Below are 25307 nucleotides of genomic sequence, written 5' to 3' on the forward strand. Positions count from 1 at the left end.
TTCTTTACTCTTTAAAAATTGTTTTTTTTGTTTTTTCATACTCTTTTAAAACAGCTACACTTTCTACCCCCTGATTTACGCTGTTTGAAACCATGTCCAACGCTTTTTGAGTTGCAACAAAGGCTTCTTCAGGACTGTTGAACGTTCCCAGATCTTCTTTAGGACTCTCAGAAAAATAGAATTGTAACACTCCGAAAAGAACAACAAAACTGGCAGCAATGCCTATCCATTTTACAATATGATTATGTTTTCTAGGTTGTAATGGTAGTGCTTTAGTAAATTGTTCTTCTCTTTGCATTCGGAAGTTCACAAACATCGGCTGATAAGACACCAGATCGGGTGCCACATCTTCAGAGGAGAAGTAGGCCTTTAATTGCTTCTCTTCTGCTATTGATGTTTGTCCTTCAAAATATTTTTCCAGCAATTGTTTAACTTGTTTTGATTCCATAATTATGTTTTGCTGTTATTTTTTCTCTTATTGTTTTTCTTGCTCTTGATAATGCCACCCGAACTGCTGTTTCGTTCATATCTAAAACGGAAGCGATCTCATTAAATTCTAACTCCTCTATATCCCGCATTTGAACAATGAGTCTTTGCTGTTCCGGCAATTCATTAATAATTCTCTCTACCCAGTTTAAAGCATCTCTATCTTCTAATTGCTGCTCTACATCCGGTTTACCGTCTTTATAATTACTGTGTACCAGTTGCAGATTTCCGCTTCTTTTCGATTTTAACTGATCCAGACAGTAATTTTTTGTCATTGTCATGGCCAGTGCTTCAACACTGTTATAACCTCTTAAATGATCGTTTCTATTCCATAATTTTAATAAAACCTCTTGTGTAGCATCCTCAGCTTCTTCTCTACTGACTAACATTCGCTTGGCTAAGCGAAAAAGTTTGTCTTTAAAAGGAGAAATGATCTGTATAAACTCCTGTTGCTTCATTTTAAAAGGTTTATATGATACAGACGAATGTACTTTATTTTTGTTACACGAAAAAATTAAGTATTTTTAAAAATAAAAAAAAGCATGAAATATTTCCCCTTAAAAATGTTGCTCGTTTTGGTTTTAAGCGGGCTGACAGTCAGCTGTTCTGACGACTGGGATGACAATCCTCAAAGCGCCTCTGTTAATGATTTTATCTGGAAAGGTCTGAACCAATATTATTATTGGCTCACGGATAGTCCGGATCTATCTGATGATCGATTTGATTCACAAACCGAATACACTCAATTTCTGGAAACTTTTGCGACACCTGAAAACATATTCGATCATTTAAAACTGGAAGCCCCTACAGACCGCTTTAGTGTTCTTTATTCGGATTATACATTATTAGAGCAGGCTCTAACCGGAACTTCTGAGAGTAACGGAGTTGATTACGAACTGCGCTATGCTCCTAATAGTTCAACCGAAATCTTCGGTTGGGTGCGTTATATTCTTCCTAATTCTGACGCTTCGACAAAAACTATTTACAGAGGAGATGTCTTTTATGCCATAGATGGCGTCTCTTTAAACGTTAATAACTATAAAACATTGCTAGGACAGAGTACTTATACTTTATATCTAGCAGATCTAGTTAACGGACAAATCGTTCCCAACGGAAATGCCGTAACACTGAACAAAACTCCTTATTCGGAAAATCCGGTTTATATAAAAACCACATTTACTGTCGGTAATAAAAATGTAGGTTATTTGATGTACAACGGCTTTTATGAAAGTTATGAAAACGAATTAAACAATGCTTTTGCCTACTTTCAGGCTGAAGGGATTACCCATTTAATTTTAGACTTGCGTTACAATTCGGGAGGTGCTGTAGCTACGGCTACCCGACTGGCGAGTATGATAACCGGACAGTTCAACAATGAGATCTTTGCCCGTCAGGAATGGAACTATAAATTAGAAGACTATTTCGGTAGCGATTCGGAACAACTGTTAAACCGCTTTACGAATACTATAAAAAACGGAGCTGCAATTAATCATTTGAATCTGGATAAAATTTACATCATTACGACTCAAAAAACAGCTTCGGCCAGTGAGCTGGTCATTAACGGTCTTACGCCCTATATTAATGTCACACAGATCGGAGATCACACTATCGGAAAAAATGTTGGCTCCATCACTTTGTATGACTCTCCTACTTTTTCTAAAAGCAATGTTAACCCAAACCACAGGTATGCTATGCAACCTATTGTTTTAAAAATATCAAATGTTAACGGATTTTCTGATTATTCTACAAATGGACTACCTCCTGATGTTTCTCAATCAGAAGATCTGGAAAATCTCGGAATACTCGGAGATCAAAATGAACCACTTTTACAGACAGCTCTGAACTTTATTGACTTGAATGGTCGACCAACAATTCCTCAAAGGGCTGAAATCTATAAACCATTTAATAGTACACTTGATCAGGATATTTTAAAAACTGAAATGTACCTTGAATTACCGCAATAAAAAAAGTCCTGCACATGAAGGACTTTTTTTGGGGCAAAAAGAATGAATTAATTATTAAAATAAAAACCGTTAGGACTTACTCTAACTGTGTTCTCGTATAATAATGTTCCGCTTGTATTAAAAATATAGATAGAACCGTTTGAACTGTAGTCTGCAGCATCTCCTATGTAAACTTTACCGCCTTCAACCTGAAAACCGTAAATTCCGTATACTCCCTGATCTGCAACTGATAAAATAGGCGTAGAAGGCAATGTAGTAGCAGATGTACTCATTGAATATACAGCAGCATTGATTGTATAATAAATTGTTCCGTTTTCAATATCTAAATTTGCAGGATGACCTGTCGGAAAATCAAGTGTCGTAAAAGTATTGTCCGAAAGGTCTATTGTAACCAAAACTCCGTTAGTATCTCCTCCGCCACCTGTCCAGTCTGTAATTCCTCCGCATAGCACATATAAATAACCGTTTTCCGTTGCCAATGAGTTGGGGACATCTCCCACAGTAATTGTTGTTGTAACAGTATCAGTTGCTGAATCGATCACTACAACAGCATTTCCGTTATTCCAACCACCTTTTAAAGCGACATATAATTTACCGTTCTCTTCCTCTATTCTTTCCGGACCTTCTCCTACCGGAATTGTAGCTTCAACAGCATAGGTTGTTGTATTCAGCACCGCTACATAATCATCTGTTGCACTTGAAGCATCTCCCCAATTGGTTACATAAGCTTTATCATTTGCAAAAGCAATGTATCGCGGATTGGATAGACCTGAAGAAACTGTTCCTATAGGTTCTAAAGTATAACGGTTTACGATCTCGATCTTGTTAGAGCCGTTAACCACAATAAAAGCCATAGTATTGTAAAAACCGATACTTTGACCTGTATTCCCTACACCTTCATTGTTCACCGCTCCATAAGCATCTGCCTGAAAAAAAGAAAAATCATCTGCTAAGAAAGAAACAGTGCTGTTATCAACACCATAATTCCCTTCATTCAAAATAAAGATTCCATTTTCATAAGTAACAGCCGGTTCCGGTTGTTCCTGATTGTTATCGTCATCATTGCTACACGAAGCAAAAAATAAAGCTATTGTTGCCGCTAATAATGAAATTTTTCTAATATACATTCTATTAAAGTTTAAAATTGATACTCAAATTATAATTTCGTCCCGGCATAGGACGTGATAAAACATTTTGATATGCTTTATTTTCAAGATTAAAAACCTGAAACAAAACATTTATATTTTTCTTTTTACCCAAATCATATTGCAATCCGGCGTTAGATAGCCAATAGCTCTCCAGATCGTAAAAATTATCATTTGAGGTATACACCTTGCCGTTAAACAAAAACTGGTAATATAATGATGCTCTACGATAGCCTACATTAACTTGTCCGTTGATCTTATGGAAAGGCACATAGATCAGTTGCTTCCTTGTTTGTTCATTCTCAGAAACGGTATAAGCATAGTTCAGATTAAAGCTTAATTTTGTTTGTCCTAATTTCTTTTGCCATTCAGTGCCTAATTCAGCACCGTACGTGCTTACTTTATCCGTATTTTCCGGAGTCCAGATCCCACTTGCATTTGGAACCCAACGCAACATATCTGTAATATCGTAATAATAGCCTGTTGCGGTAAATTTAAACTTTGAAAAGCTCAGTATTTGTGATAGTTCAGCCTGATAAGAATGTTCCGGCTTCAGATTCGGGTTGCCACTTCCTTGCCAGTACAAGTCATTAAAAGTAGGAATTCTATAATTTTTAGAGCCGTTGATCTTAATAGCATAAAAAGTAGTCACATCCCATTTCCCACCCAGTGAGAACAATAAAGGACTTTTGTAAACAGAGGTAGCTTCGTAACGAAAACTTCCCTCATACTGAAATGTTTTTGCTATTTTATGTTGAAACAACAAACTCCCGCCTGCAATTTCTCTTTTTGCTTTTGCTATTCCTGATCCTCTTCCGTTGTTTTGAGTGTAGTCTAATATAACATTCCATCGAACTTTTCTACTGGGCTCAAAAATAACATCATACTTAAAAATTGTACTCTCCACCGTTCCGTGAGTAAAATTTTCACTCATTCTGTTTTCATAATACTTGTAATTCTCTTGCAAAAAAGCACCTTTCAATTGAGAGGTGAATCTTCCCGACTTCATTTGCCATTCTACCATATTCCGCATATTGAGATCGAGATACTTACTTTTAGATGGCGAAGAAATAGTCCCCGAAAAATAACGCTCACCGTCAAAATAGTGTGTATAGAGCTTCAACGTATTATGGCCATTTAGCTTATATCCGAAAACCGTATTAAAACTGTTATTCTGATAAAAGCCGTTTTCATTCTTTTTATCATAGCCAATGTATTTGTAATCGTTTTGAGATTCGTTTCGGCTGAAATGGATCGTAGAAGAAAATTTTTGAGTGGAAAAAACTCCGCCATAGCGAATTCCGTATGTACTGAAACTTCCGTAGTTAACTCTTACAGCGTGAACAGAAGCAGTTTTAAATTTCATTTCATTATTGAGATGCACCGTTCCGCCTATGGCTCCGCTTCCGTACGTAACACTCCCGCCTCCGGGGCGTATCGTTACATTGTCAAAATCAGTAGCATTGATCGTATTAAAGTCGGTTTGTCCATTGAATTGTGAGTTAATATTGATCCCATTCCATACTACAGCAGTCTGCGATGCTGTGGTTCCCCTAAAAGAAGGAGATGAAACCATACCAAAACCATTCTCTTTGAAATAGATAGAGGAATTATTACGAAGTAGATCAGTAAGCGATCCTTTGCTTTTAGCAATGATACTATCAGACAGTACGATAAGTTTTTGACTCCCCGAGAATTTTTTCAATTGCCGGTCGGCAACTGTTACTTCTTGCAGTTGTACCAATGTATCTTGTTGCGCATAAACGCCAAGACCAATAAAAAATACTAAAAATACCTGTAATTGCTTTACCATTTTGAAAACCTTTATTCCCGAAAGTTTTTTACTTTATTGAATCAGGCAGGTCTCCTGGCTTGCGTCTTGTTATTAGCCTTCCCAAAAAATCAATTAATTTTCAGTGGCAATGCAGTAAATAACAAGCTTTTTAGCTTACAGTTGCGGGTACAGCTCAGGATTTTGACACAAAATAATCAGCACCTGATTCCCTTTTCATGAAGTACAAAAAATATGTACCTCAACCTTAATTCGATTGCAAAAGTAAACTTATTTTTTTTATATTCGTTGAAAAACAAATGAAAAAAATTCTACTCTTCTTTTTCACTGTAACATTAACTTTCGGGCAAGATTTTATTCAGATTTCTACCAACGATCCGAACGCCCACGTTTTAACAAATTCGAACGATCCTTTTAACCCTTACAATAATGAAACTTCAGACTCCGGATTGAATCAAATTCTTCAGAATCATAATATCAGTTCCATTACCAGTAATTATCATCCTATAGATAACACTACTTCATTTTTTGCTATATATTCAGGAAATGATTTGACCTCTTTTATTGTTGATTTAGAAAATTACAGTTCTTTTGTTACTAAAGTTTCTATTTGTCCTGAATTTGAAACATTCGGAGACATTTTAATTTTTGACCTAGTTGATTCTACTATCGGTGTTCAAACCGGAACGGATAATAATGGCGTTGTTATTACTAATGACAGTGGATTAAACACTATTTTTCAAAACCATAATGTTACATATTTAGAATATTATATACAGTTTCTAAATTCTTATACTTTACAATGTACAAATTGTAATATTACTGATTTAAAAACTGATTTATTAAATTACAGCAGCGTTATCAACACTGCTGAATACTTTCCTTTAGTATTTTTAAACGAAACTTCTTTTGACAAAAAAGTACCGGAGATATATCCTAATCCGTTTAGTGATGCTATCTATTTATCCGGCAATGTGGATATAAAAATGATTAATTTATACTCTATAAAAGGTAAATTAGTCAAAAATTACAATGACTTTGAAAATCTAAATGCTGATATAAATAGTTTAGAAAGTGGTATCTACATCCTTCAAATTATAGATTCTTCAAATGATGAATTCAGAAAGAAAATCATTAAACTATAATTTATTTCTTTCCGCTCATTTTTTTTATCAGCCAAATAAAACCTACTACAAAGTGTAGTACAATTACTGCAATGACGATATACATAAAGGTGTTGCTGTCTCTCATCTTTTTTAAGCTAAGTTAATTTGAAATCACCAATGAAAATGTAGCATTTGTTACTCAAAATAGCTTTTATGAAAACAAAATTCTATTTTTGCTAAAAATTTTCAGGTATGTCTTTCATTACTAAGATTAGCTTTTTTTTAGGATTACTCTTCTTATTTTCTCAATGCAAAAAACAAGAAAACCAAGCTCAGGAAAACCCGAAAGCTACGGAATTGATTACGGATTCAGAAGGCCTATCCATTAAAGATTTCGGTTCGTTTTACTGGGTTACGATAACAAATACATTCCCGGAAGCAACTGAAAATTACAATTATGTTTTACATAAAAAGGGAACTACTGTTCCTGATAGTTTAAGCCAATATACTGCTATAGAAATTCCGGTTCAGAAGATCATAGTCACCTCTACCACGCACATTCCTTCACTCGAAATGTTAGGCGAAGAAAACAAACTGGTTGCTTTTCCTACCACTGATTATATTTCGTCTGAAAAAACAAGAGCTCTTATTGATGAAGGTAAAATACGTGATCTGGGCAACAATCAAAATTTGAATACGGAAGTTATTTTAGAGCTTCAGCCGGATGTAATTGTAGGTTTCAGTGTTAACGGAAGCATGAAAGCCTATAAAAATTTGGAGCGCAACGGACAAAAAATTATTTTAAACAGTGACTGGACCGAACAAACACCTTTAGGCAAAGCCGAATGGATTAAATTTTTCGGGGTTCTGTTTGACAAATCCGAAGAAGCCGAAAAATTGTTCAACCAGATCAAATCGGATTATCAGAATGCCGTTACTCTGGCACAAAATACTCAAAACGAACCCAGTATCATGGCAGGAAGTATTTATGAAGACCAGTGGTTTTTGCCTCAAGGGGGTAGCTGGGCTGCTTATTTCTTAAAAGAAGCCCATGGCAATTATCTTTGGAAAGATACTCAGGGAACCGGAAGTCTCTCCTTATCTTTTGAAAGCGTTTTAGACAAAGCAAAAGATGCCGAATACTGGATAGGTCCGGGACAATTCACTTCAATAGATGCCATTTTAGAAAGCAATCCGAACTATAACTATTTCAGATCTGTTCGGGACAAAAAAGTGTATTCTTTCAGTAACAAAAAAGGAAAAACAGGCGGCGTAATTTATTATGAGTTAGCACCTAACCGCCCTGATCTGGTGGTAAAAGACCTTATTAAAATCTTACACCCGGAAGTATTACCGGATTATGAATTATTCTTCTTTGAACATTTAGAATAATGAGCATGTCAAGCCAACATAAGCTACTTTTCGGGATCCTTGTTTTAGGGAGCATCGCTTTATTTTTAATCAATATAAGTTTAGGTTCGGTATTTATTCCCGTTTCGGAGATTTGCAAAGGCATATTAGGATTCAAAATGGAAAAAGAGACTTGGGAAATCATCCTGTTCCATTTCCGTTTGCCTAAAGCTGTTACCGCCATCTTAGTCGGGATCGGATTGTCAGTCAGCGGTCTGCTGATGCAAACGCTGTTCCGAAATCCTTTAGCTGGTCCTTATGTTCTGGGTTTAAGTTCAGGAGCCAGTTTAGGTGTTGCCTTTGTTATTTTAGGTTCTGCCTTACTACCGGTTTCCGTCGCTTCCTTTTTTCTGTCAACTTATGGGTTAACTTTAGCTTCCGGAATCGGGAGTTTCTTAGTACTTGCCGCCGTTTTACTGGTTGCCAAAAGATTAAAAGATACTATGGCAATCCTTATTGTCGGTTTAATGTTCAGCAGTTTTACAAGTGCTATCGTTTCAGTCTTAACATACTTCTCAACTGCCGAACAATTGCAAAAATATACTTTCTGGTCACTGGGAAGCATTAGTAATTTATCATGGGAAGAAGTTACACTGCTATTTATACTCATAGCTATAGGGCTTATCTTCAGCATCACAATCATAAAACCCTTGAATGCCCTTCTTTTAGGAGAACGCTATGCTAAAAGTATCGGTATCCATTTTAAAAGAACACGCTTAATAATTATTATTGCTACGAGTATTTTAGCAGGAAGCACAACAGCATTGGTCGGACCGATCGCTTTTATAGGTTTAGCGGTTCCTCACATGGCAAAACTACTTTTCAAAACCAGCAATCACCTTGTTCTATTGATGAGCACTTTGCTTTTAGGCAGTATTATGATGCTGATCTGTGACAGTATTGCTCAGGTTCCGAATAGTGAACTCACTCTACCGATCAATGCTATAACATCTATTTTCGGAGCTCCGATCATTGTTTGGCTCCTAATCAGAAAACGAAAAATTCAATAACAGATGGTTCCGTTTATTCTACATACTGAAAATTTATCCATTGGTTACACTAAAGGAAAATCATCTGTTGTTATTCAAAGTGATATTTCACTGGGTCTGAAAAAAGGAAAGCTCATTGCTCTTATCGGGAAAAACGGTATTGGAAAATCAACATTTTTAAAAACAATCACCGGGATTTTAGAACCCCTTTCCGGAACAATTGTAATCAATCATAAAGATCTTTCCGATTACGACAATAGCGAATTAGCTCAGGAAATGAGTTTAGTACTAACCGAAAGTCTTCCTCCTAGTAATTTAACCGTCTATGAGATTGTTGCTTTAGGTCGCCAACCTTATACTAATTGGTTGGGAACACTCACTACTGAAGACCGTCAAAAAATTGACGAAGCCATCTCACTGACCGGAATTTCGGATTTTGCCCATAAAAAGCATTATGAAATCAGCGACGGACAATTACAAAAAACCATGATCGCAAGAGCATTGGCTCAGGATACATCTATCATCATTTTAGACGAACCTACAACTCATTTAGATCTGGTTCATAAAGTAACTTTACTCAAATTACTTTCTAAATTAACCCACGAAACCGGAAAAACCATTTTGTACTCCACTCACGATCTCGATCTGGCTATTCAACTTACTGACGAAATGATCGTTTTTACGGAAAATGCTATTTATAAAGATGAACCTTGCAATCTGATAGCTCAAAATGTATTCAATCAGATATTTGATGATAAAAATATTTCTTTTGATACCGAAAAAGGAAAGTTCATTATAAAATAACAAAAACCAATTTAATTATTTGATATATTTGCTAAAGCATTAATTTTCAGTCTATGAAAAAAGAACTACTTCTTTTCTTTCTTTTTTGCTTTTCATTTATAACTGCACAACAAAGCGTTCAAAACAACAATACTGTTTCGCTTTATATCCGCATCAATGAAAAGGAATTGAACTTTTCGGAATTGCAAGAATTTCTGAATGTATATAATGCTACCATTGAAAATGGCATCCGATTGTCAGAAGATCAATTCTCTTCTCTGAAAGAGCAAGCTCTATCTGTTACCGGAACAGATGAATCAGTTCTGCGCTTAAAGAATATTTTCAGGATACTGATCCCTGATACTAATCCAACAACAGTGGATGAGCTTAAAGATAAATTAACGAATCAAAAAGGAATTATATATTGTGTAAAAATGGAAACGGAACCGATTGCTCCGCCAACTGATATTCCGCCAACTACACCTGACTATTTTTCCCAACAGACTTATATTCAAAGTAACCCCGGTGTTAACATGCAATATGCCTGGGATCAAAATTTTACCGGAGTAGGAATTTCTCTTTTTGATGTAGAATACGGCATGAATGTTTACCACGAAGAGTTCAATGCTGTAAATATCTCTATTGCAAGCGGAATGACCGTTGAACCTACATTAGACGAAAGCTATACTGAACACGGAACCGGTGCCTTAGGAGTAGTTTACGCAGACAACGGCAATTATGGTGTTACCGGAATGGCTTATGGACTTGATACTGTTATTTTATATCCTGAATATACTGTAGAAAACGGATACAACCGGGCTTATGCTGTTACACAGGCTATTGCCAATGCAGCTATTGGCGATATCATAATGTATGAAATGCAAACCGGAGGAATCGGAGCCGGACCATACAACTATGTCCCTGCAGAATACAATGATGTGATCTGGGATTTGACCAAAGCCGCTACTGATGCCGGAATAATTGTGGTAGCAGCAGCCGGAAACGGAAACCAGAATTTAGATGCTTCCGGATATGCTGCATACATGAACAAAGGAGACAGCGGCGCTATATTAGTCGGAGCCGGGACGTCTAATTTAAACCACGAACGAATATATTACAGTACTTACGGAAGCAGAGTTGATGTACAGGCTTGGGCTCAAAATGTAATTTCTTCCGGATACGGAGACTATAGCACGATAGGAGGTGATTTTAACCAACGTTACACTCTTTTTTCCGGAACCAGTTCAGCTACGCCTATTGTAGCTTCATGTGCTGCGGTGTTACAATCCTATTACCATTTTTACACCGGAAACTATATGACCGGTCAGGAAATCCGAAACATTTTAATTACAACCGGAATTGCTCAGGGCGGTACAACCGCAGGTCACATTGGTCCCATACCGGATATGCAAGCCGCAATTGCCTATTTGGACAGTACATTACACAACGAAGCTTTTACTACTGATTCATTAAATATTTATCCTAACCCGACATCTGACTTTATAACGATAACAGATTCTAAAGGTTATTTTAACCAAGGTCAAATCACTATTTTCAATTTATTAGGTCAAACGGTTTATCAAAACAATTTGGAGTCAAACACTCTTAAAATAGACCTTTCTGATCTGGATAGCGGAGCTTACTTTGTAAAAGTAACTACTTCCCGAAAAGAATATTTAACTAAGATCATTAAAAAATAGTTCTGAAAAGGAACCTCCTAAAAAACCGATTATCAGTATCTTTACAAGAACAACCAATATCCTGAAAAATGAAAATACTGATCTCATGTTTTGTTATCCTATTGGGGTTAACAACACAAGCCCAATTAAGCCGCGTTATATATAATGATGGCAATCAAAAGTTAGAAGGTTTTTTTTATAAAGCTCAGAAAAGCAATCCTAAAAATATCGGAATTGTTATTCTTCCCGCCTGGATGGGAATTGATGATCACTCTAAAGAAGTCGCCGAAGATTTATCAAAACTAGGTTACCACGCTTTTGTTGCTGATATTTACGGAGTAGGTAATAAACCGAAAGATCCTTCAGAAGCCGGACAAAAAGCCGGTTATTATAAAACCCATTACAAAGAATATCAAAAACGTATTCAATTGGCTATTGAGCAATTGATCCTACAAGGAGCAGATAAAAACGAAATTGCAGTGATTGGCTATTGTTTTGGCGGAACCGGAGCTTTAGAAGCAGCTCGTGCTCATTTTAACGTAAAAGGAGTGGTTTCCTTTCATGGCGGTTTAGGAAAAGATCCTTCAAGACCAGTTGAAAAAATAACTACCAAAGTATTAGTTCTACACGGAGCAGATGACCCTTATGTACCAGAAAGTGAAGTACTGGCTTTTCAAAAAGAAATGAAAACCTCTGAAGCTGACTGGCAAATGGTATTTTATGCGAATGCCGTACATGCCTTTACGCATAAAGATCTGGATACGGATAATAGTAAAGGAGCTGCTTATAACGAATTGGCCGATAAAAGAAGTTGGAAAGCAATGAAAACTTTTTTCAAAGAAATATTTTAATAAAAAAATCCCTTTTGAAAAGGGATTTTATATTCTTAGTTAATCAATTTAACACCAGTCTCTCCGTTCAGTATAAATTCAAATGTTCGTTCGTGGCTTTCCCAGTTGAGTGCAAATTTAGCATCCGTTTTTATTTTGATATTCAATACCAATTGAGGTATCGGGTTTTCTTTTGTACCGATGTTTGATACATAAGTACTATCTATAACGGCACTTCCGTTAATTACCCAAGGAATATTAGCATCACATCTGGAAAAAGTGACATGAATGTTAGGAATCCATTTTCCACCGAAATCAGGGTTTACTGCTTTATAAGTTCCCGCTACCTTAAATTTAACGGTATAACAATTTACTCCGACAAAGTTATCCAATTTATAGGTGATCTCATCTGAAGCAAAATTTTTAGCTAATTCATAATTTTCCCAATTCGTATCTTTAACAGATAAAACTCTTGAAGTGGTTTCTTCCGTTGCAGCAGAGGCTTTTGAATCTTTTATAATATCCCAGACAAATTTTGCAACTTCAATAACAGTCTCAGCAGTTCCTCCTTTAGCAGTCAACCCTTTTAATTTACTACTTGTTGCCTGCTTTCTTGCTTTTTCTCCTAACTCTTCAATAGTTCCTTCATTTGAAATCACTTGTTCTCCGTTCACTAATACTTGTTCTCTGAATCTTTGTTCTTGTTCTTGTGGCATAATAATATGTTTTTAGTTATCTACCGCAAAGTAAGCTAAAGAGCAAATGCTATTTAAGGTGAATAAAACCCCATTTAAAAACCACGTATTTCTACTTATTCCCCGGAGATATTACAAAAACACATTTCAAATTTAATTTCTTTGATAAAATTAAATTACGTAATGAACTATAATAGCTAGTAGTAATTATTCTGAACCGGTTTCAGATTTTACAAGAAATTGAATATTATATTTTTTAGACAATTCTATCTATTTACAGATCAAAAGAAGTTACTTCTTTCACTTCTCCTGCAGAAATTCCTGCTAAAAAAGTATTTCCAATTCGAACGCGAACTAAACGTAACGTAGGAAAACCAGCTGCTGCAGTCATTTTTCGTACTTGTCGAAATTTACCTTCGGTTACCGTTATGGAAACCCAACTCGTGGGTCCGTGACGTTCATCGCGAATTTTTCTGCCTGCACCAATAAAATCTGGCAATTCGATTATTCGTTTAGCTTGACAAGGTTTGGTTACATACCGAATTCCTTTAAAACCAATTTCTACTCCTTTTTGCAATTGTTCAATGGCTTCGTCCGTTATTAAACCGTCTACTTGCGCATAATATTCTTTTTCAACTGATTTTGCACGTACTATTTCACTCATCATCCCATCAGTGGTCAGCAATAACAACCCTTCCGAATCTTCATCTAAACGACCAATTGCCATCGTTCCTTCCGGAAAAGAATATAATTCGCCTAACAAACGTTTCGTTCGTTTCTTTTCGTAAATAAACTGACTTAAAAAACCATGTGGTTTGTGCAATAAAAAATGATGATGATCCATGTAGAAATTTTCACAAAAATACGTTTTTCAGATTATGTTGTTCATTAACGATTAAAAGGATTAAAATCAATGAAAAATTCAATTGGTAAAAATTGCTCACTAAATTTATGTTGAAAGGGATTAAACCATTTCACTTTAATAAAATCTGTTGAAACTAATCTTTTAGGGGTACCATTTTCATAAAATAAATCATTATAGCTTTCTTTTTTAAATCCACTTAAAACAAACTCTGGAGTTATATAATTAACTACATATTGCCTAGTAATTTCTTTTTCTTCTAATCCTGTATCTTTATGTACCTTAATTTTTGTTGATTCTCTTTTCTTAAATGCTTCAAGTTTTTTGGATTTAAAATAAACTATCTTTCCAAATTCATATTCAAAAGTGTTTGGATAACCATCAACTTCCTCTATTAAAGTTTTTCTTTGGGAACCTTCTTTTTCTTCATCAAACCTTGCAATATTAATTAAAGAAATAGATTCTAATTGGGATTCATACAAATGCGATTCTATAAATTCACTCTTATTATCATCAAAATACACGCAGATATATTTTATTTTATCAGCTACTTTTTTTCCTGTAGCTTCGTCAAATATTTTTTTATTCTTATTCTCAAAAAAAACTTCTTTAACTAGCATAATTGGCGGTACATATTTACCATCTCCTTTAATATACATTTCTTTTAACAAAGGATGTGATTTAAAACTAACCAATTTGCCGACTTCAAATTTATTTTCCATACTTTTTTAAACTTATTACTTACGAAAATATTGAAAATTATTAATATTTTTACACAAAGCAAAGAAGTTCTTTAGTTATTGAAATAAAATATTTGTTGAGTTATTGTATTTCTTATAGAGATCAATTAATCAAGACCAATTTGGGATAATAAATATGTTGATTAAGAAAAGTGTAATTTATTTGGATTTTCCAAACAGATTTCGAAATAAGTTTGGAAAACCAAATTATTGTCAGTAAGATTTCTATATATTTAGAAACTTCTGGGAATAAATCCAATTGATTTAGGATCATTACAATCGCCTCTAAAGCGGCAGTTGTCGTTTCAGTCATATTTGATAAATTTAAACACAAATTTACGTACAAAGCCAACGGGAGTCGAGAACTCGGCTAATGACTCAATCTGAAAAGATGTACATTTTATTTCTTAGAATTCCGTGCGAGAACTTCTATTGCTTTTACTTTTTTAAAATGATAAAACAAAAAGATTGGTTTAAAGATAGGGGCTATCCTCATTTCACAAATAAAACTCCTATTTCTAAAAAAAAAGAAATTGAGGGTTATCTTAGTGATACCATAAAAATTGCAAAACATTCCTTTTCACCTTTAGTTTTTAAAGAAATTAAACAAAGGAGATATAAACTATCGGATTTTAACGGAGAACTAAAAAGATCTCATAAGAAAATAGACAGAAAAGGAACTATTTCATCAAATACCAAGATTAGAGAAATAATGTATGCTACGCATATTGATGCTCATATCTATTCGTATTACACACAAAAAATAATTGGTCCTAAATATGAAAACTATATAAATAAAAATAAAGATTTTTCAAATTGTATTTCTGCATATCGCCAAATTTTAACGGAAGATGGAATTAAATACAAAAACAATGTTCATTTTGCTAAGGATGTGTTTGATGAAATTAAAAGAAGAAAAAATTGTGTTGTTTTGGCTTTTGATATTGAAAATTTCTTTCCGTCGTTAAATCATAAATTATTAAAATTAATTTGGTCTGAAATTATTGGGACGAAATCATTACCCAAAGACCATTATAATATTTTTAAATCTGCTACACTTTTTTCTTATGTAAAACTCAAAGATTTAAAAGTAAATCAAAAACATTTTGATGAAAAGAAATTAAGTCAGTTAAAAAAACGTGGAAAACATACATTTTATAATGATATAAAAGAACTTTTAGAGTCTAACATCATCATTCATAAAAATCAAAAAAAGAAAGATGGAAAAATTGTTGGTATTCCTCAAGGATTGCCTATCAGCGCACTTTTAGCCAACATGTATATGCTACCTTTTGATAAAGAAGTTTATAACGAATTGTGCATAAAATCTAATGTCTACTATAGAAGATACTCAGATGATATAATTGTAATTTGTGAAGAAAATCAAACTGAATTCGTTGAATCTTTTATCTTAGATCAAATTAAGGATATTAAACTTGTTATATCAAAAGAAAAGACCGAAAAAACAATATTTAAAGAAAATAACAATAAAATGGAATGTTATAATCTTAAAAAAGATTCTATTAAAAAAAATATTCCTTTAATTTATCTTGGTTTTGAATTTTATGGCGATAAAACTTTAGTTAAATCTAAAAACCTTGCAAATTTTTATAGAGAAATGAAGCAAGCAATTAGAAGAAAATCAAAAAGAGTTGAAAAAATAAAGGAAAAATATCTTTTAGATGACGCACCAATTTTTAAAAGAAAAATTTATAGACTATATTCCTATAAAGGAGTAAAAAAAAGATTTCTGAAAACTAAAAGAGTGGAATATATAAATGGTATCCAAAAAGTTCAAGATATAGATAAAAAATTTAGAGGTAATTATATAAAATATATATATAAAGCATCCGAAGAACTTGAAGCTCCGGAAATTAAAAAACAAATCAAAAATCATTGGAAGATTCTACAAAAAACTCTAGAAAAATATAATTTTTCAAATGTTAAAAATGAATCTTAACTTTACAATAAATTTAAAAAAATGAACACAGCCATTATAGTTATTATAGCGTTTATTATTGCTCTTGGAATTGGATTCTATCTTGGAAAAATATTATCACAAGCAAACTCAAAATCCACAACTTCCGGTTTGGAAGAACGCATTAATGGTTTATTGAGCCAAATAGATCAATTAAAGCAGCAGTTTCTGCAAGAAAAAAATCAGTTGGAAAGAAATTTAGAAAACTTAACTACTGAAAAAGAGACTCTTCAAAAAGAGAAGGAAAGTTTAGCAATTCACTTGGCTAAAAAAGAGAATGATTTCGATAATTTACTGGAACGTAACAAAGAACAAAAGCAGGAACTAACTGAAGTTCAGGAAAAATTCACCAAAGAATTTGAACTTCTGGCGAATAAAATTCTGGAAGAAAAAACCAATAAATTCACGGAACAAAACAAAGAGAATATGAAAACTATCCTGAATCCGCTTCAGGAAAAAATTCAGTTGTTTGAGAAAAAAGTAGAAGATACCCATAAAGAAAGTATTGATTACCATGCTGCACTTCGCCAACAAATTTTAGGCTTAAAGGAAATGAACGAGCAAATGAGCAAGGAAACCATAAACCTGACCAAAGCGTTAAAAGGCGACAGTAAAATGCAAGGAAATTGGGGCGAATTGGTTTTAGAGCGCGTTTTAGAAAAATCGGGCTTAGAAAAAGGACGTGAATATGAAGTACAACAAAGTTTTACTACGGAAGAAGGCAACAGAATCCAGCCCGATGTGATTGTGAATCTTCCGGATGGTAAAAAGATGGTGGTTGATTCAAAAGTTTCGCTTACTGCTTATGAGCGTTTTGTGAATGAAGACGACGACAGTTTAAAAACCAACTTTTTAAAAGAACACGTTACTTCTATTAAACGTCACGTAGAACAATTGGGGGATAAAAACTATCAGGATATTTACCACATGGGAAGCCCTGATTTTGTTTTGTTATTTATTCCGATAGAACCGGCTTTTGCTATTGCCTTGCAAGAAGACAATACTTTATACAATAAAGCTTTTGAAAAAAACATTGTTATAGTAACGCCTTCTACCCTTTTAGCAACACTCCGTACGATCGACAGCATGTGGACCAATCAAAAGCAACAAGAAAACGCTATTGAAATTGCACGTCAGGCCGGAGCTTTGTATGACAAATTTGAAGGTTTTGTTCAGGATCTGATTAAAATCGGTAAAAAAATGGACGAAGCAAAAGGAGAATATAGCAATGCCATGAATAAACTGGTAGATGGAAGAGGAAATCTGGTATCCAGCGTAGAACGTTTGAAAAAAATGGGGGCCAAAGCTAAAAAATCCTTACCGGAAAATATTTTAAAAAGAGCAGATAACGACGATTCATTAATTGAAAATTAATTTTTATGAGTATTCTAAAAAAAATTGTGATCTATGCCCTATTATTACTATCACTAGGATCAATAGGCTATATCAGTTTCATTTACTATGTCCCTTACAGTAACGGAGTACGCTCCGGAGAATTAATAAAGATCAGCCACAAAGGCTATTTAGTTAAAACCTGGGAAGGAGAGATCAGTCAGGGGATCTCCGGTGCTCAGATCTTTAGTTTCTCTGTAGAAGACAAACACAAGGACATTATTCAACAATTGAAAGATTACCAAGGTAAATACGTAAAAGTAGAATATATTGAGCGTTACCGTACCTTTTTCTGGTGGGGAGACACCCGCTATTATATCACTAAAGTAGAAAAAGAAAATTCACCGCATTTTAACCCGAATAATGATGAGAACTAATACTGTTGAAGCTTCCAAAATTACTTTAACGGAACTCATGCTGCCCTCCCACTCTAATTTTAGCGGAAAGATACATGGCGGCTATCTGTTAAACCTAATGGATCAGATTGCTTTTGCCTGTGCTTCTAAATATTCCGGGAGTTACTGCGTTACCGCATCTGTTGATACTGTTGATTTTTTAAATCCTATCGAAGTGGGTGAATTAGTAACCCTGAAAGCTTCCGTAAACTATGTCGGTAATAGCTCTATGGTCGTTGGGATAAGAGTAACCTCCGAAAACATACAGACCGGAATAGAAAAACATTGCAATTCCAGTTATTTTACCATGGTTGCCAAAGACAATGAAGGCAAAAATGTCAAAGTACCAACGCTAGCTCTAAGCAGTTGGATAGAAGTCCGTCGCTTTTTTGATTCTTTAAGGCGTATCAACCACAAGAAAAATTATAAAATGCAGGAAGTCACTTTTGATTATAAAAGCGAAGAAGCCTTAGAACAATTAAAATTCCAGAACATAATAATGGATTTTTAACCATAATATTACATTAAGTTAAAAAAAGTGTTATTTTTGTTAGAAACAAATCAATCAATATGACAAAAAAATACACTTTTTTTAATTTAATTTTACTGTTTTTTTTAGGATTTTATGCCTGTTCAGACGATCAGGGAAGTAGTAGCGAGTACACTCCTATTTCTCCGGTAACTGTAGACCTGACTCAGGTTCCTTATGAAAAACTTTCTGACTATCATTTTTTTGAAGGTTCTTTAAAAAACCAAAATCCTTCATTAAATGTTCTGCCTTACACCCCGGCCAGTACCCTATTTACAGATTATGCTCTTAAAAAGAGATTTGTATGGCTACCGAAAAACACAAAAGCTACTTTTAACGGCGATGGAAAAGTTTTAGAACTACCTGTAGGAGCTGTACTTATCAAAACGTTCTATTATGACAATGTACAGCCTTCAAACACAACCCGCATTTTAGAAACAAGACTAATGATTCGCAAAGAAAGCGGGTGGATCTTTGCTAATTATGTATGGAACGATGAACAAACCGAAGCTTATTTCGATTTAGACGGTAGTGATATCCCGATCAGTTGGATTGACGAAAACAACAATCTGAAAAATGCTACCTACAGGATCCCGAATGAGGTACAATGTATAACCTGCCACAAATCAGAACAAGAAGTCAACAATGTTTTAATAACTACTCACACACCTATAGGAATCAAACCTCAGAACCTGAATTTTAATTACAATTATACTGACGGAACTAAAAATCAACTATTAAAATGGATAGAAGAAGACTATCTCGAAAACAACTTTAATCTGCCCTCTGTACAAAACACTGTAGTAGATTATCACGATACTTCTCTACCTATTGATCTGAGAGCCCGTTCCTATGTAGACATCAATTGCGCTCACTGCCATAGTGTTGGTGGTCATTGTAGTTACAGACCTATGCGTTTTGCCTATAGTGATACCTATAACAACAACACTAATATGGGTGTATGTGTCGATACTGAGGACATGCAGGATTTTCCGCCGGCATTATCAAAAATTGTAACTCCGGGCAATATCGGCAGATCTATGATGTATTACCGTTTAAATACGGAAGATGAAAGTTATAGAATGCCTTTACACGGCAGGACTATTATACATACTGAAGGTGTTGAATTAATTGAGCAATGGATTAATTCCCTTACGCCTTGTCCATAAAACTAACCTAAAACCACAACAACATGAAAAAAACTACTTTACAACTGCTTTCAATATTTTTTATTGTAAGTAGCATAAAGGCTCAAGACACGTGCCAGACTGCTCTGCCTATTACAACAGCAGGTTTCTACACTGTAGCTGCTGTTGACGGTACCGCACCCACTATTTTCTGTGCACCAAACGGAACGATCACCAACGGAGACCCTCGTGGGGAATGGTATGCTTATACTCCGTCAGATGATTATACCGTAACAGTAACATCTTACCTGTCAGCAAACAGTCCTTTAGTGGATACGCGCTTTCACGTTTATACCGGAGATTGCAACAATTTAGTTTGCTATTCCGGTGATGACGATAGCGGTTCAGGCTACTCTTCTATGGCTACATTTAATGTTTCAGCCGGCGAAACTTATTATATTGCCTGGGATAACCGATGGAGCAATAATGGCTTTGTGTTTGAAGTAATTGAAAATCCTATAGTCGTTCCTCCTGCTTCCCCTATTTCATATTCAGATGTAACTGTCGGTACACTAAACAGCACCTATAATATCTGTATTGTGGATATGAACGGAGATTTTAAAGACGATATAGTAGGAGTCAGTGCTAATAATCTTAGAATTCATTATCAAACCGCTCCCGGGGTATTCTCCATTACAGATATTCCGATCAGTGGCACCAGTAAAATGCCTTCCTGGAGTATGGCTGCCGGAGATTATAACAGAGACGGGTATAATGATATTGTATTAGGAAGCGGAAACGGATTAAGCGTATGGACTTCAAACAATACCGGCACTGCTTATTCCAATTTTACTCCCGGTCAGTATATTTTTTGCCAAAGAACAAACTTTTCTGACCTCAACAATGACGGAAATCTAGATGTTTTCTCGTGCCATGATATCGCACCGAATGTTTACTATCTGAATGACTCCAGCAATAATCTGACATATTATCAAAGTAGTGTAACTCCCGGAGCTATGAACATCGGAAGCGGCGGTGGAAACTATTCTACTTTATTTACAGATTTTGACAATGACGGAGATACAGATGTCTTTATCTCTAAATGTTCAGGACCTCCTTGTGAATTACACAGAAATGACGGTAACGGGATTTACACGGACATTTCCGCTATAGCGCAAATCAATATAACCCCTATCCAAACTTGGTCGTCTGCCGTAGCTGATTTTGACAATGATGGTGATATGGATATCATTATTACAGCAAGTTCAGGAGTTCACCATTATTTTCAGAACAATTTAGACACTGGTAATTCAGTCGAAGAAGCCTATACAGAAATAACATCCGGATCAGGCTGGGACACCAATTCCAGTACTAACATAGACAATGTAGCTTACGATTTTGACAATGACGGTTTTGTCGATGTATTAGGAGGTGGAAACAAGATCATGTTTAACAATCAGGGAGACGGAACTTTTTATCCTATTCCATACACAGGCTTAAGTGTAGGAGCTATTGGTGACCTAAACAATGACGGCTTTCTAGACATTCAAAACAACAACAATATCCATTACGCAATACCTAATGGAAACAATTGGATAAAAATAACATTAGACGGTATCGTAAGTAATAAAAACGGTATCGGTGCCCGCGTTGAAATCTATGGAAGTTGGGGAAAACAAATCAGAGACATAAGAAGTGGCGAAGGCTTTAGATATATGAGCTCATTGAATGCTCATTTCGGGATAGGAACGGCAACCTCAATTGACGAAGTTCATATCATTTGGCCTTCCGGAACAATTGATGTCATTGAAAACCCTGCCATCAACCAATCTTTAATGGTTGTCGAAGGATCAAGTCCTTTGAGTTTAGCAGATTTCAATGAAGATCAGATCAACATCTACCCTAATCCGGTTAACAATGTACTAAATATTTCAAATATCGATCTTTTAACGATCAAAAGTATTAAAATATACAACCAATTGGGACAAGAAGTAATGAACCATACTTCATTAACGAATTCTATCAATGTTAGCCCATTGCAAAAAGGAGTTTATATTTTAACTATTGAAACCAACGAAAACCAGAAGTATACCAAAAACTTCATTAAAAAATAAGAATAAGGAACATAAAAAAAGGAGCTTAATTAAGCTCCTTTTTTTATGTATTATCTAGTCAGATACATTTTTCTTCTTGCATATAGTTCATAAAACTGATCGTCTTTCAGATCATCAATAAACAAGATACTTTCTCCGGTTGATTTCATTTCAGGCCCCAAAGCTTTGTTAACATTAGGAAACTTATTGAAAGAGAAAACCGGTTGCTTGATCGCATATCCTTTCAATTGCGGATTAAAGTTAAAATCCGTTACTTTTTTCTCTCCTAACATTACTTTAGTTGCATAGTTCACATATGGTTCGTTATAGGCTTTCGCAATAAACGGAACGGTACGCGATGCTCTCGGATTAGCCTCAATGATGTAAACAGTATCGTCTTTTACTGCAAACTGTATATTGATAAGTCCAACCGTTTTTAGAGCTACGGCTATTTTCTTTGTATGATCTTTAATTTGCTGCATCACAAACTCACCTAAATTAAATGGCGGTAAAGTAGCATTACTATCTCCCGAGTGAACACCACAAGGTTCAATATGCTCCATAATTCCGATAATATACACATTACCATCTGCATCACAAATAGCATCGGCTTCTGCTTCGATAGCTCCGTCTAAATAGTGATCCAGCAACAATTTATTATTCGGAATGTGCTTCAGGATTTCGATCACATGCTCTTCCAGTTCTTTTTTGTTGATCACGATCTTCATTCCCTGACCTCCTAATACATACGAAGGACGAACTAAAAGCGGGAAATCTAAAGTATCTGCTAATTCAGAAGCTTCTTCCGCATTTTCTGCTACTCCGAATTTAGGGAACGGAATATTCAATTCTGTCAATAATTCTGAGAATCTTCCCCTATCTTCTGCTAAATCCAATGCTTCAAAGCTAGTTCCGATGATCTTAATTCCGTATTTAGATAACTTCTCTGCCAATTTTAAAGCCGTTTGACCTCCTAACTGTACAATTACGCCTTCCGGTTTTTCATGTTGAATAATATCGTAGATATGTTCCCAAAAAACAGGTTCGAAATACAATTTATCAGCCGTATCAAAATCGGTAGAAACCGTTTCCGGATTACAGTTAATCATGATCGTTTCATAACCGCATTCTTTTGCTGCTAAAACTCCGTGAACACATGAGTAATCAAATTCAATACCTTGTCCGATTCGGTTAGGTCCTGACCCCAGAACCACTACTTTTTTCTTATCAGTTACAGCGCTTTCATTAGCCACATAACGAGTTCCGTCTGCTGTTTCAATTTCAGCTTCAAATGTTGAATAATAATATGGTGTCTGTGCCTTGAATTCTGCCGCACAAGTATCTACTAATTTGAATACTCTATTGATCTTTTTCTCTTCCCGTAATTTATGAACATCGCTCTCCAAACATCCCATCATGTGAGCAATCTGTCTATCCGCAAAACCTTTTTGCTTAGCTTCTAAAAGCAACTCTTTTGGTAAAGTTTCTACAGTATAAGTCGAAATTTCTTTTTCCAGATGATAAAGTTCTTCATATTGTCTTAAGAACCACATATCAATTTTAGTGATCTCATGAATGCGGCTTAACGGAATACCGATTGAAATAGCATCATAGATCACAAATACTCTGTCCCAACTGGCATACGTTAATTTTTCAATGATCTGCTCGTAATTTTTATATCCTTTTCCATCTGCACCCAAACCATTTCTCTTGATCTCTAATGACTGAGTTGCTTTATGCAGAGCCTCCTGAAACGAACGCCCGATTCCCATTACTTCCCCTACTGATTTCATCTGTAAACCTAAAGTTCTGTCTGAACCTTCAAATTTATCAAAATTCCAGCGTGGTATTTTAACAATTACGTAGTCAAGCGTTGGCTCAAATAATGCTGAAGTTGACTTTGTAATCTGATTTTGCAATTCATCCAAGTTGTAACCCAATGCCAATTTTGATGCGACTTTAGCAATAGGATAACCGGTTGCTTTAGAGGCTAAGGCTGACGAACGTGATACACGAGGATTGATCTCAATAGCTACAATATCTTCTTTTTCGTCCGGTGAAACTGCAAACTGAACGTTACAACCACCTGCAAAGTTTCCGATACTACGCATCATTTTGATAGCCATATCACGCATTCTCTGGAAAGTAGTATCTGATAATGTCATAGCTGGAGCTACTGTAATACTATCTCCTGTGTGGATTCCCATCGGATCCATATTTTCAATCGTACAAATGATGACTACGTTATCATTTTTATCACGTAACAATTCCAACTCGTATTCTTTCCAACCTAACAAAGCTTTGTCAATCAAAACTTCATGAATAGGCGAAGCTTCTAAACCACGAGTTAATAATTTATCAAAATCTTCCTCTTTATGAACAAAAGCAGCTCCTGTACCTCCTAAGGTAAATGACGGACGAATTACTAAAGGAAAACCAAATTCCTGCGCTATTTCTTTTCCTTTCAAAAAAGAATTGGCTGTTTTTGCAGGTGCAACCGGAATATCGATCTGAGCTAAAAGTTGTTTGAACTTATCGCGGTCTTCCGTGATCTGGATCGCATTGATATCTACTCCGATAATCTTTACATTAAAATCATCCCAAATTCCTTTTTCATCCGCTTCGATACATAAATTCAAAGCTGTTTGCCCTCCCATAGTTGGCAAAACTGCATCAATTTGAGGATGTGCTTTTAAGATTTCAATAATTGATTTAGTTGTAAGTGGCTTTAAGTATACATGATCTGCCATTTTTGGGTCAGTCATGATGGTTGCCGGATTAGAATTAATTAAAATTACTTCCAAACCTTCTTCTCTTAAGGAACGAGCAGCTTGCGAACCGGAGTAATCAAACTCACATGCTTGTCCGATGATGATAGGCCCTGAGCCTATAATTAAAACCGATTTGATTGAATTGTCTTTTGGCATTATAAAGTTGTTGTGTTATTAGTAGTCAAATAATTAGACAAAAAAGTCTTCATAAAAATATAAAAAAAAGGTGTTACCCAAAAGAAGTAACACCTTTATATTATTGCTAGGTAAAAGAACATTATTTTTTGTGTCTAGGTTCGCTAGAAACAGTTAATTTGTGTCTTCCTTTAGCTCTTCTACGAGCAAGCACTTTTCTTCCGTTAGCAGAAGCCATTCTTTCCATGAAACCGTGCTTGTTTCTTCTTTTTCTTTTTGATGGTTGAAATGTTCTCTTACTCATTGCTTGTATTTTTAAAATCTATAATTAAAATCGAAACTCAAAAAAATAAGCGGTTACCGTTTTTGGAAAACCGAGTGCAAATATACAAAGACTTTTTTCAAT

Annotated in this window: 22 protein-coding genes and 1 riboswitch; of the genes, 13 read left to right on the forward strand and 9 right to left on the reverse strand. The window is 35.1% G+C overall.

The features are described from left to right. Window positions 1-4 precede the first annotated feature (4 nt). Window positions 5-448 (reverse strand): hypothetical protein, encoded by a 444-nt coding sequence (locus NHF50_RS02765; protein WP_252774982.1) that lies wholly within the window; start codon window positions 446-448, stop codon window positions 5-7. Continuing rightward, the gene (locus NHF50_RS02770; RefSeq protein ID WP_252774983.1) at window positions 429-944 is read right to left on the reverse strand and encodes an RNA polymerase sigma factor; all 516 of its coding nucleotides are present in this window, start codon (window positions 942-944) and stop codon (window positions 429-431) included. The genes NHF50_RS02765 and NHF50_RS02770 overlap by 20 nt, the downstream gene beginning before the upstream one ends. 84 nt (window positions 945-1028) lie before the next feature. Here NHF50_RS02770 and NHF50_RS02775 point away from each other — a divergent pair, with 84 nt between their 5' ends. Further along, window positions 1029-2450, forward strand: a complete 1422-nt coding sequence (locus tag NHF50_RS02775) for a S41 family peptidase (RefSeq protein WP_252774984.1) — start codon at window positions 1029-1031, stop codon at window positions 2448-2450. Window positions 2451-2497: 47 nt separating this feature from the next. Here the strand turns inward: NHF50_RS02775 and NHF50_RS02780 are convergent, their stop codons facing one another. Both NHF50_RS02780 and NHF50_RS02785 read right to left on the reverse strand, forming a co-directional pair. Further along, on the reverse strand, window positions 2498-3577 hold the full coding sequence (locus NHF50_RS02780) for a DUF5074 domain-containing protein (protein ID WP_245896503.1): 1080 nt from the start codon (window positions 3575-3577) through the stop codon (window positions 2498-2500). A gap of 4 nt (window positions 3578-3581) precedes the next feature. Beyond that, window positions 3582-5408, reverse strand: coding sequence for a TonB-dependent siderophore receptor (locus tag NHF50_RS02785; protein ID WP_252774985.1), 1827 nt, complete (start codon window positions 5406-5408; stop codon window positions 3582-3584). A 26-nt stretch (window positions 5409-5434) separates the two neighbouring features. After that, a riboswitch (cobalamin riboswitch) is annotated at window positions 5435-5652 on the reverse strand. Between the two features lie 34 nt (window positions 5653-5686). Here NHF50_RS02785 and NHF50_RS02790 point away from each other — a divergent pair. The 6 genes from NHF50_RS02790 to NHF50_RS02815 all read left to right on the forward strand — a co-directional run bounded on the left by NHF50_RS02790 (window position 5687) and on the right by NHF50_RS02815 (window position 12205). Continuing rightward, the gene (locus tag NHF50_RS02790) at window positions 5687-6532 is read left to right on the forward strand and encodes a T9SS type A sorting domain-containing protein (protein WP_252774986.1); all 846 of its coding nucleotides are present in this window, start codon (window positions 5687-5689) and stop codon (window positions 6530-6532) included. A 213-nt stretch (window positions 6533-6745) separates the two neighbouring features. Further along, window positions 6746-7885 (forward strand): ABC transporter substrate-binding protein, encoded by a 1140-nt coding sequence (locus tag NHF50_RS02795; RefSeq protein WP_252774987.1) that lies wholly within the window; start codon window positions 6746-6748, stop codon window positions 7883-7885. Continuing rightward, a complete protein-coding gene (locus tag NHF50_RS02800) occupies window positions 7885-8913 on the forward strand; it encodes an iron ABC transporter permease (protein ID WP_252774988.1) in 1029 nt (342 codons plus the stop codon). The genes NHF50_RS02795 and NHF50_RS02800 overlap by 1 nt, the downstream gene beginning before the upstream one ends. A 3-nt stretch (window positions 8914-8916) precedes the next feature. Beyond that, entirely contained in the window at window positions 8917-9696 is a 780-nt protein-coding gene (locus NHF50_RS02805) for an ABC transporter ATP-binding protein (RefSeq protein WP_252774989.1), read from the forward strand. Window positions 9697-9749: 53 nt separating this feature from the next. Further along, window positions 9750-11375: a S8/S53 family peptidase gene (locus tag NHF50_RS02810; RefSeq protein ID WP_252774990.1), complete on the forward strand. Its 1626-nt coding sequence runs from the start codon at window positions 9750-9752 to the stop codon at window positions 11373-11375. Between the two features lie 68 nt (window positions 11376-11443). After that, the gene (locus NHF50_RS02815; RefSeq protein ID WP_109568248.1) at window positions 11444-12205 is read left to right on the forward strand and encodes a dienelactone hydrolase family protein; all 762 of its coding nucleotides are present in this window, start codon (window positions 11444-11446) and stop codon (window positions 12203-12205) included. 35 nt (window positions 12206-12240) lie between these two features. Here the strand turns inward: NHF50_RS02815 and NHF50_RS02820 are convergent, their stop codons facing one another. The 3 genes from NHF50_RS02820 to NHF50_RS02830 all read right to left on the reverse strand — a co-directional run bounded on the left by NHF50_RS02820 (window position 12241) and on the right by NHF50_RS02830 (window position 14463). After that, complete coding sequence (locus NHF50_RS02820; RefSeq protein WP_109568249.1) at window positions 12241-12900, reverse strand: hypothetical protein; 660 nt, start codon at window positions 12898-12900, stop codon at window positions 12241-12243. A 253-nt stretch (window positions 12901-13153) separates the two neighbouring features. After that, window positions 13154-13723 (reverse strand): pseudouridine synthase, encoded by a 570-nt coding sequence (locus NHF50_RS02825; protein ID WP_252774991.1) that lies wholly within the window; start codon window positions 13721-13723, stop codon window positions 13154-13156. Between the two features lie 44 nt (window positions 13724-13767). After that, window positions 13768-14463, reverse strand: a complete 696-nt coding sequence (locus NHF50_RS02830; RefSeq protein WP_252774992.1) for a hypothetical protein — start codon at window positions 14461-14463, stop codon at window positions 13768-13770. Between the two features lie 469 nt (window positions 14464-14932). Between NHF50_RS02830 and NHF50_RS02835 the strand changes: the two genes are divergently transcribed. From NHF50_RS02835 to NHF50_RS02860, 6 genes are read left to right on the forward strand one after another with little or no spacing between them, the layout of a single operon-like run. After that, window positions 14933-16441, forward strand: coding sequence for a reverse transcriptase domain-containing protein (locus NHF50_RS02835; protein WP_252774993.1), 1509 nt, complete (start codon window positions 14933-14935; stop codon window positions 16439-16441). Between the two features lie 21 nt (window positions 16442-16462). After that, entirely contained in the window at window positions 16463-17833 is a 1371-nt protein-coding gene (gene rmuC / locus NHF50_RS02840) for a DNA recombination protein RmuC (RefSeq protein WP_252774994.1), read from the forward strand. Between the two features lie 5 nt (window positions 17834-17838). Then, a complete protein-coding gene (locus NHF50_RS02845) occupies window positions 17839-18228 on the forward strand; it encodes a 6-phosphogluconate dehydrogenase (RefSeq protein ID WP_252774995.1) in 390 nt (129 codons plus the stop codon). Beyond that, window positions 18215-18757, forward strand: coding sequence for an acyl-CoA thioesterase (locus tag NHF50_RS02850; protein ID WP_252774996.1), 543 nt, complete (start codon window positions 18215-18217; stop codon window positions 18755-18757). Before NHF50_RS02845 ends, NHF50_RS02850 begins: the two co-directional genes overlap by 14 nt. Window positions 18758-18816: 59 nt before the next feature. Further along, entirely contained in the window at window positions 18817-19944 is a 1128-nt protein-coding gene (locus NHF50_RS02855) for a hypothetical protein (protein WP_109568252.1), read from the forward strand. Window positions 19945-19967: 23 nt separating this feature from the next. Further along, entirely contained in the window at window positions 19968-22016 is a 2049-nt protein-coding gene (locus tag NHF50_RS02860; RefSeq protein WP_252774997.1) for an FG-GAP-like repeat-containing protein, read from the forward strand. 50 nt (window positions 22017-22066) lie between these two features. Here the strand turns inward: NHF50_RS02860 and carB are convergent, their stop codons facing one another. Continuing rightward, window positions 22067-24922 (reverse strand): carbamoyl-phosphate synthase large subunit, encoded by a 2856-nt coding sequence (gene carB / locus NHF50_RS02865; RefSeq protein ID WP_252774998.1) that lies wholly within the window; start codon window positions 24920-24922, stop codon window positions 22067-22069. 121 nt (window positions 24923-25043) lie between these two features. Beyond that, window positions 25044-25205: a 50S ribosomal protein L34 gene (gene rpmH, locus NHF50_RS02870; protein WP_026979292.1), complete on the reverse strand. Its 162-nt coding sequence runs from the start codon at window positions 25203-25205 to the stop codon at window positions 25044-25046. Window positions 25206-25307 lie beyond the last annotated feature (102 nt).

The organism is Flavobacterium sp. NRK F10 (assembly GCF_024054235.1).
Taxonomy (GTDB): Bacteria; Bacteroidota; Bacteroidia; order Flavobacteriales; family Flavobacteriaceae; genus Flavobacterium; species Flavobacterium sediminis.

What these genes read in the sequence shown, in the direction of transcription:
- NHF50_RS02765 (WP_252774982.1), bottom strand. Translation starts at nt 448, where the DNA reads ATGGAATCAAAACAAGTTAAACAATTGCTGGAAAAATATTTTGAAGGA.
- NHF50_RS02770 (WP_252774983.1), bottom strand. Translation starts at nt 944, where the DNA reads ATGAAGCAACAGGAGTTTATACAGATCATTTCTCCTTTTAAAGACAAA.
- NHF50_RS02775 (WP_252774984.1), top strand. Translation starts at nt 1,029, where the DNA reads ATGAAATATTTCCCCTTAAAAATGTTGCTCGTTTTGGTTTTAAGCGGG.
- NHF50_RS02780 (WP_245896503.1), bottom strand. Translation starts at nt 3,577, where the DNA reads ATGTATATTAGAAAAATTTCATTATTAGCGGCAACAATAGCTTTATTT.
- NHF50_RS02785 (WP_252774985.1), bottom strand. Translation starts at nt 5,408, where the DNA reads ATGGTAAAGCAATTACAGGTATTTTTAGTATTTTTTATTGGTCTTGGC.
- NHF50_RS02790 (WP_252774986.1), top strand. Translation starts at nt 5,687, where the DNA reads ATGAAAAAAATTCTACTCTTCTTTTTCACTGTAACATTAACTTTCGGG.
- NHF50_RS02795 (WP_252774987.1), top strand. Translation starts at nt 6,746, where the DNA reads ATGTCTTTCATTACTAAGATTAGCTTTTTTTTAGGATTACTCTTCTTA.
- NHF50_RS02800 (WP_252774988.1), top strand. Translation starts at nt 7,885, where the DNA reads ATGAGCATGTCAAGCCAACATAAGCTACTTTTCGGGATCCTTGTTTTA.
- NHF50_RS02805 (WP_252774989.1), top strand. Translation starts at nt 8,917, where the DNA reads ATGGTTCCGTTTATTCTACATACTGAAAATTTATCCATTGGTTACACT.
- NHF50_RS02810 (WP_252774990.1), top strand. Translation starts at nt 9,750, where the DNA reads ATGAAAAAAGAACTACTTCTTTTCTTTCTTTTTTGCTTTTCATTTATA.
- NHF50_RS02815 (WP_109568248.1), top strand. Translation starts at nt 11,444, where the DNA reads ATGAAAATACTGATCTCATGTTTTGTTATCCTATTGGGGTTAACAACA.
- NHF50_RS02820 (WP_109568249.1), bottom strand. Translation starts at nt 12,900, where the DNA reads ATGCCACAAGAACAAGAACAAAGATTCAGAGAACAAGTATTAGTGAAC.
- NHF50_RS02825 (WP_252774991.1), bottom strand. Translation starts at nt 13,723, where the DNA reads ATGGATCATCATCATTTTTTATTGCACAAACCACATGGTTTTTTAAGT.
- NHF50_RS02830 (WP_252774992.1), bottom strand. Translation starts at nt 14,463, where the DNA reads ATGGAAAATAAATTTGAAGTCGGCAAATTGGTTAGTTTTAAATCACAT.
- NHF50_RS02835 (WP_252774993.1), top strand. Translation starts at nt 14,933, where the DNA reads ATGATAAAACAAAAAGATTGGTTTAAAGATAGGGGCTATCCTCATTTC.
- rmuC (WP_252774994.1), top strand. Translation starts at nt 16,463, where the DNA reads ATGAACACAGCCATTATAGTTATTATAGCGTTTATTATTGCTCTTGGA.
- NHF50_RS02845 (WP_252774995.1), top strand. Translation starts at nt 17,839, where the DNA reads ATGAGTATTCTAAAAAAAATTGTGATCTATGCCCTATTATTACTATCA.
- NHF50_RS02850 (WP_252774996.1), top strand. Translation starts at nt 18,215, where the DNA reads ATGATGAGAACTAATACTGTTGAAGCTTCCAAAATTACTTTAACGGAA.
- NHF50_RS02855 (WP_109568252.1), top strand. Translation starts at nt 18,817, where the DNA reads ATGACAAAAAAATACACTTTTTTTAATTTAATTTTACTGTTTTTTTTA.
- NHF50_RS02860 (WP_252774997.1), top strand. Translation starts at nt 19,968, where the DNA reads ATGAAAAAAACTACTTTACAACTGCTTTCAATATTTTTTATTGTAAGT.
- carB (WP_252774998.1), bottom strand. Translation starts at nt 24,922, where the DNA reads ATGCCAAAAGACAATTCAATCAAATCGGTTTTAATTATAGGCTCAGGG.
- rpmH (WP_026979292.1), bottom strand. Translation starts at nt 25,205, where the DNA reads ATGAGTAAGAGAACATTTCAACCATCAAAAAGAAAAAGAAGAAACAAG.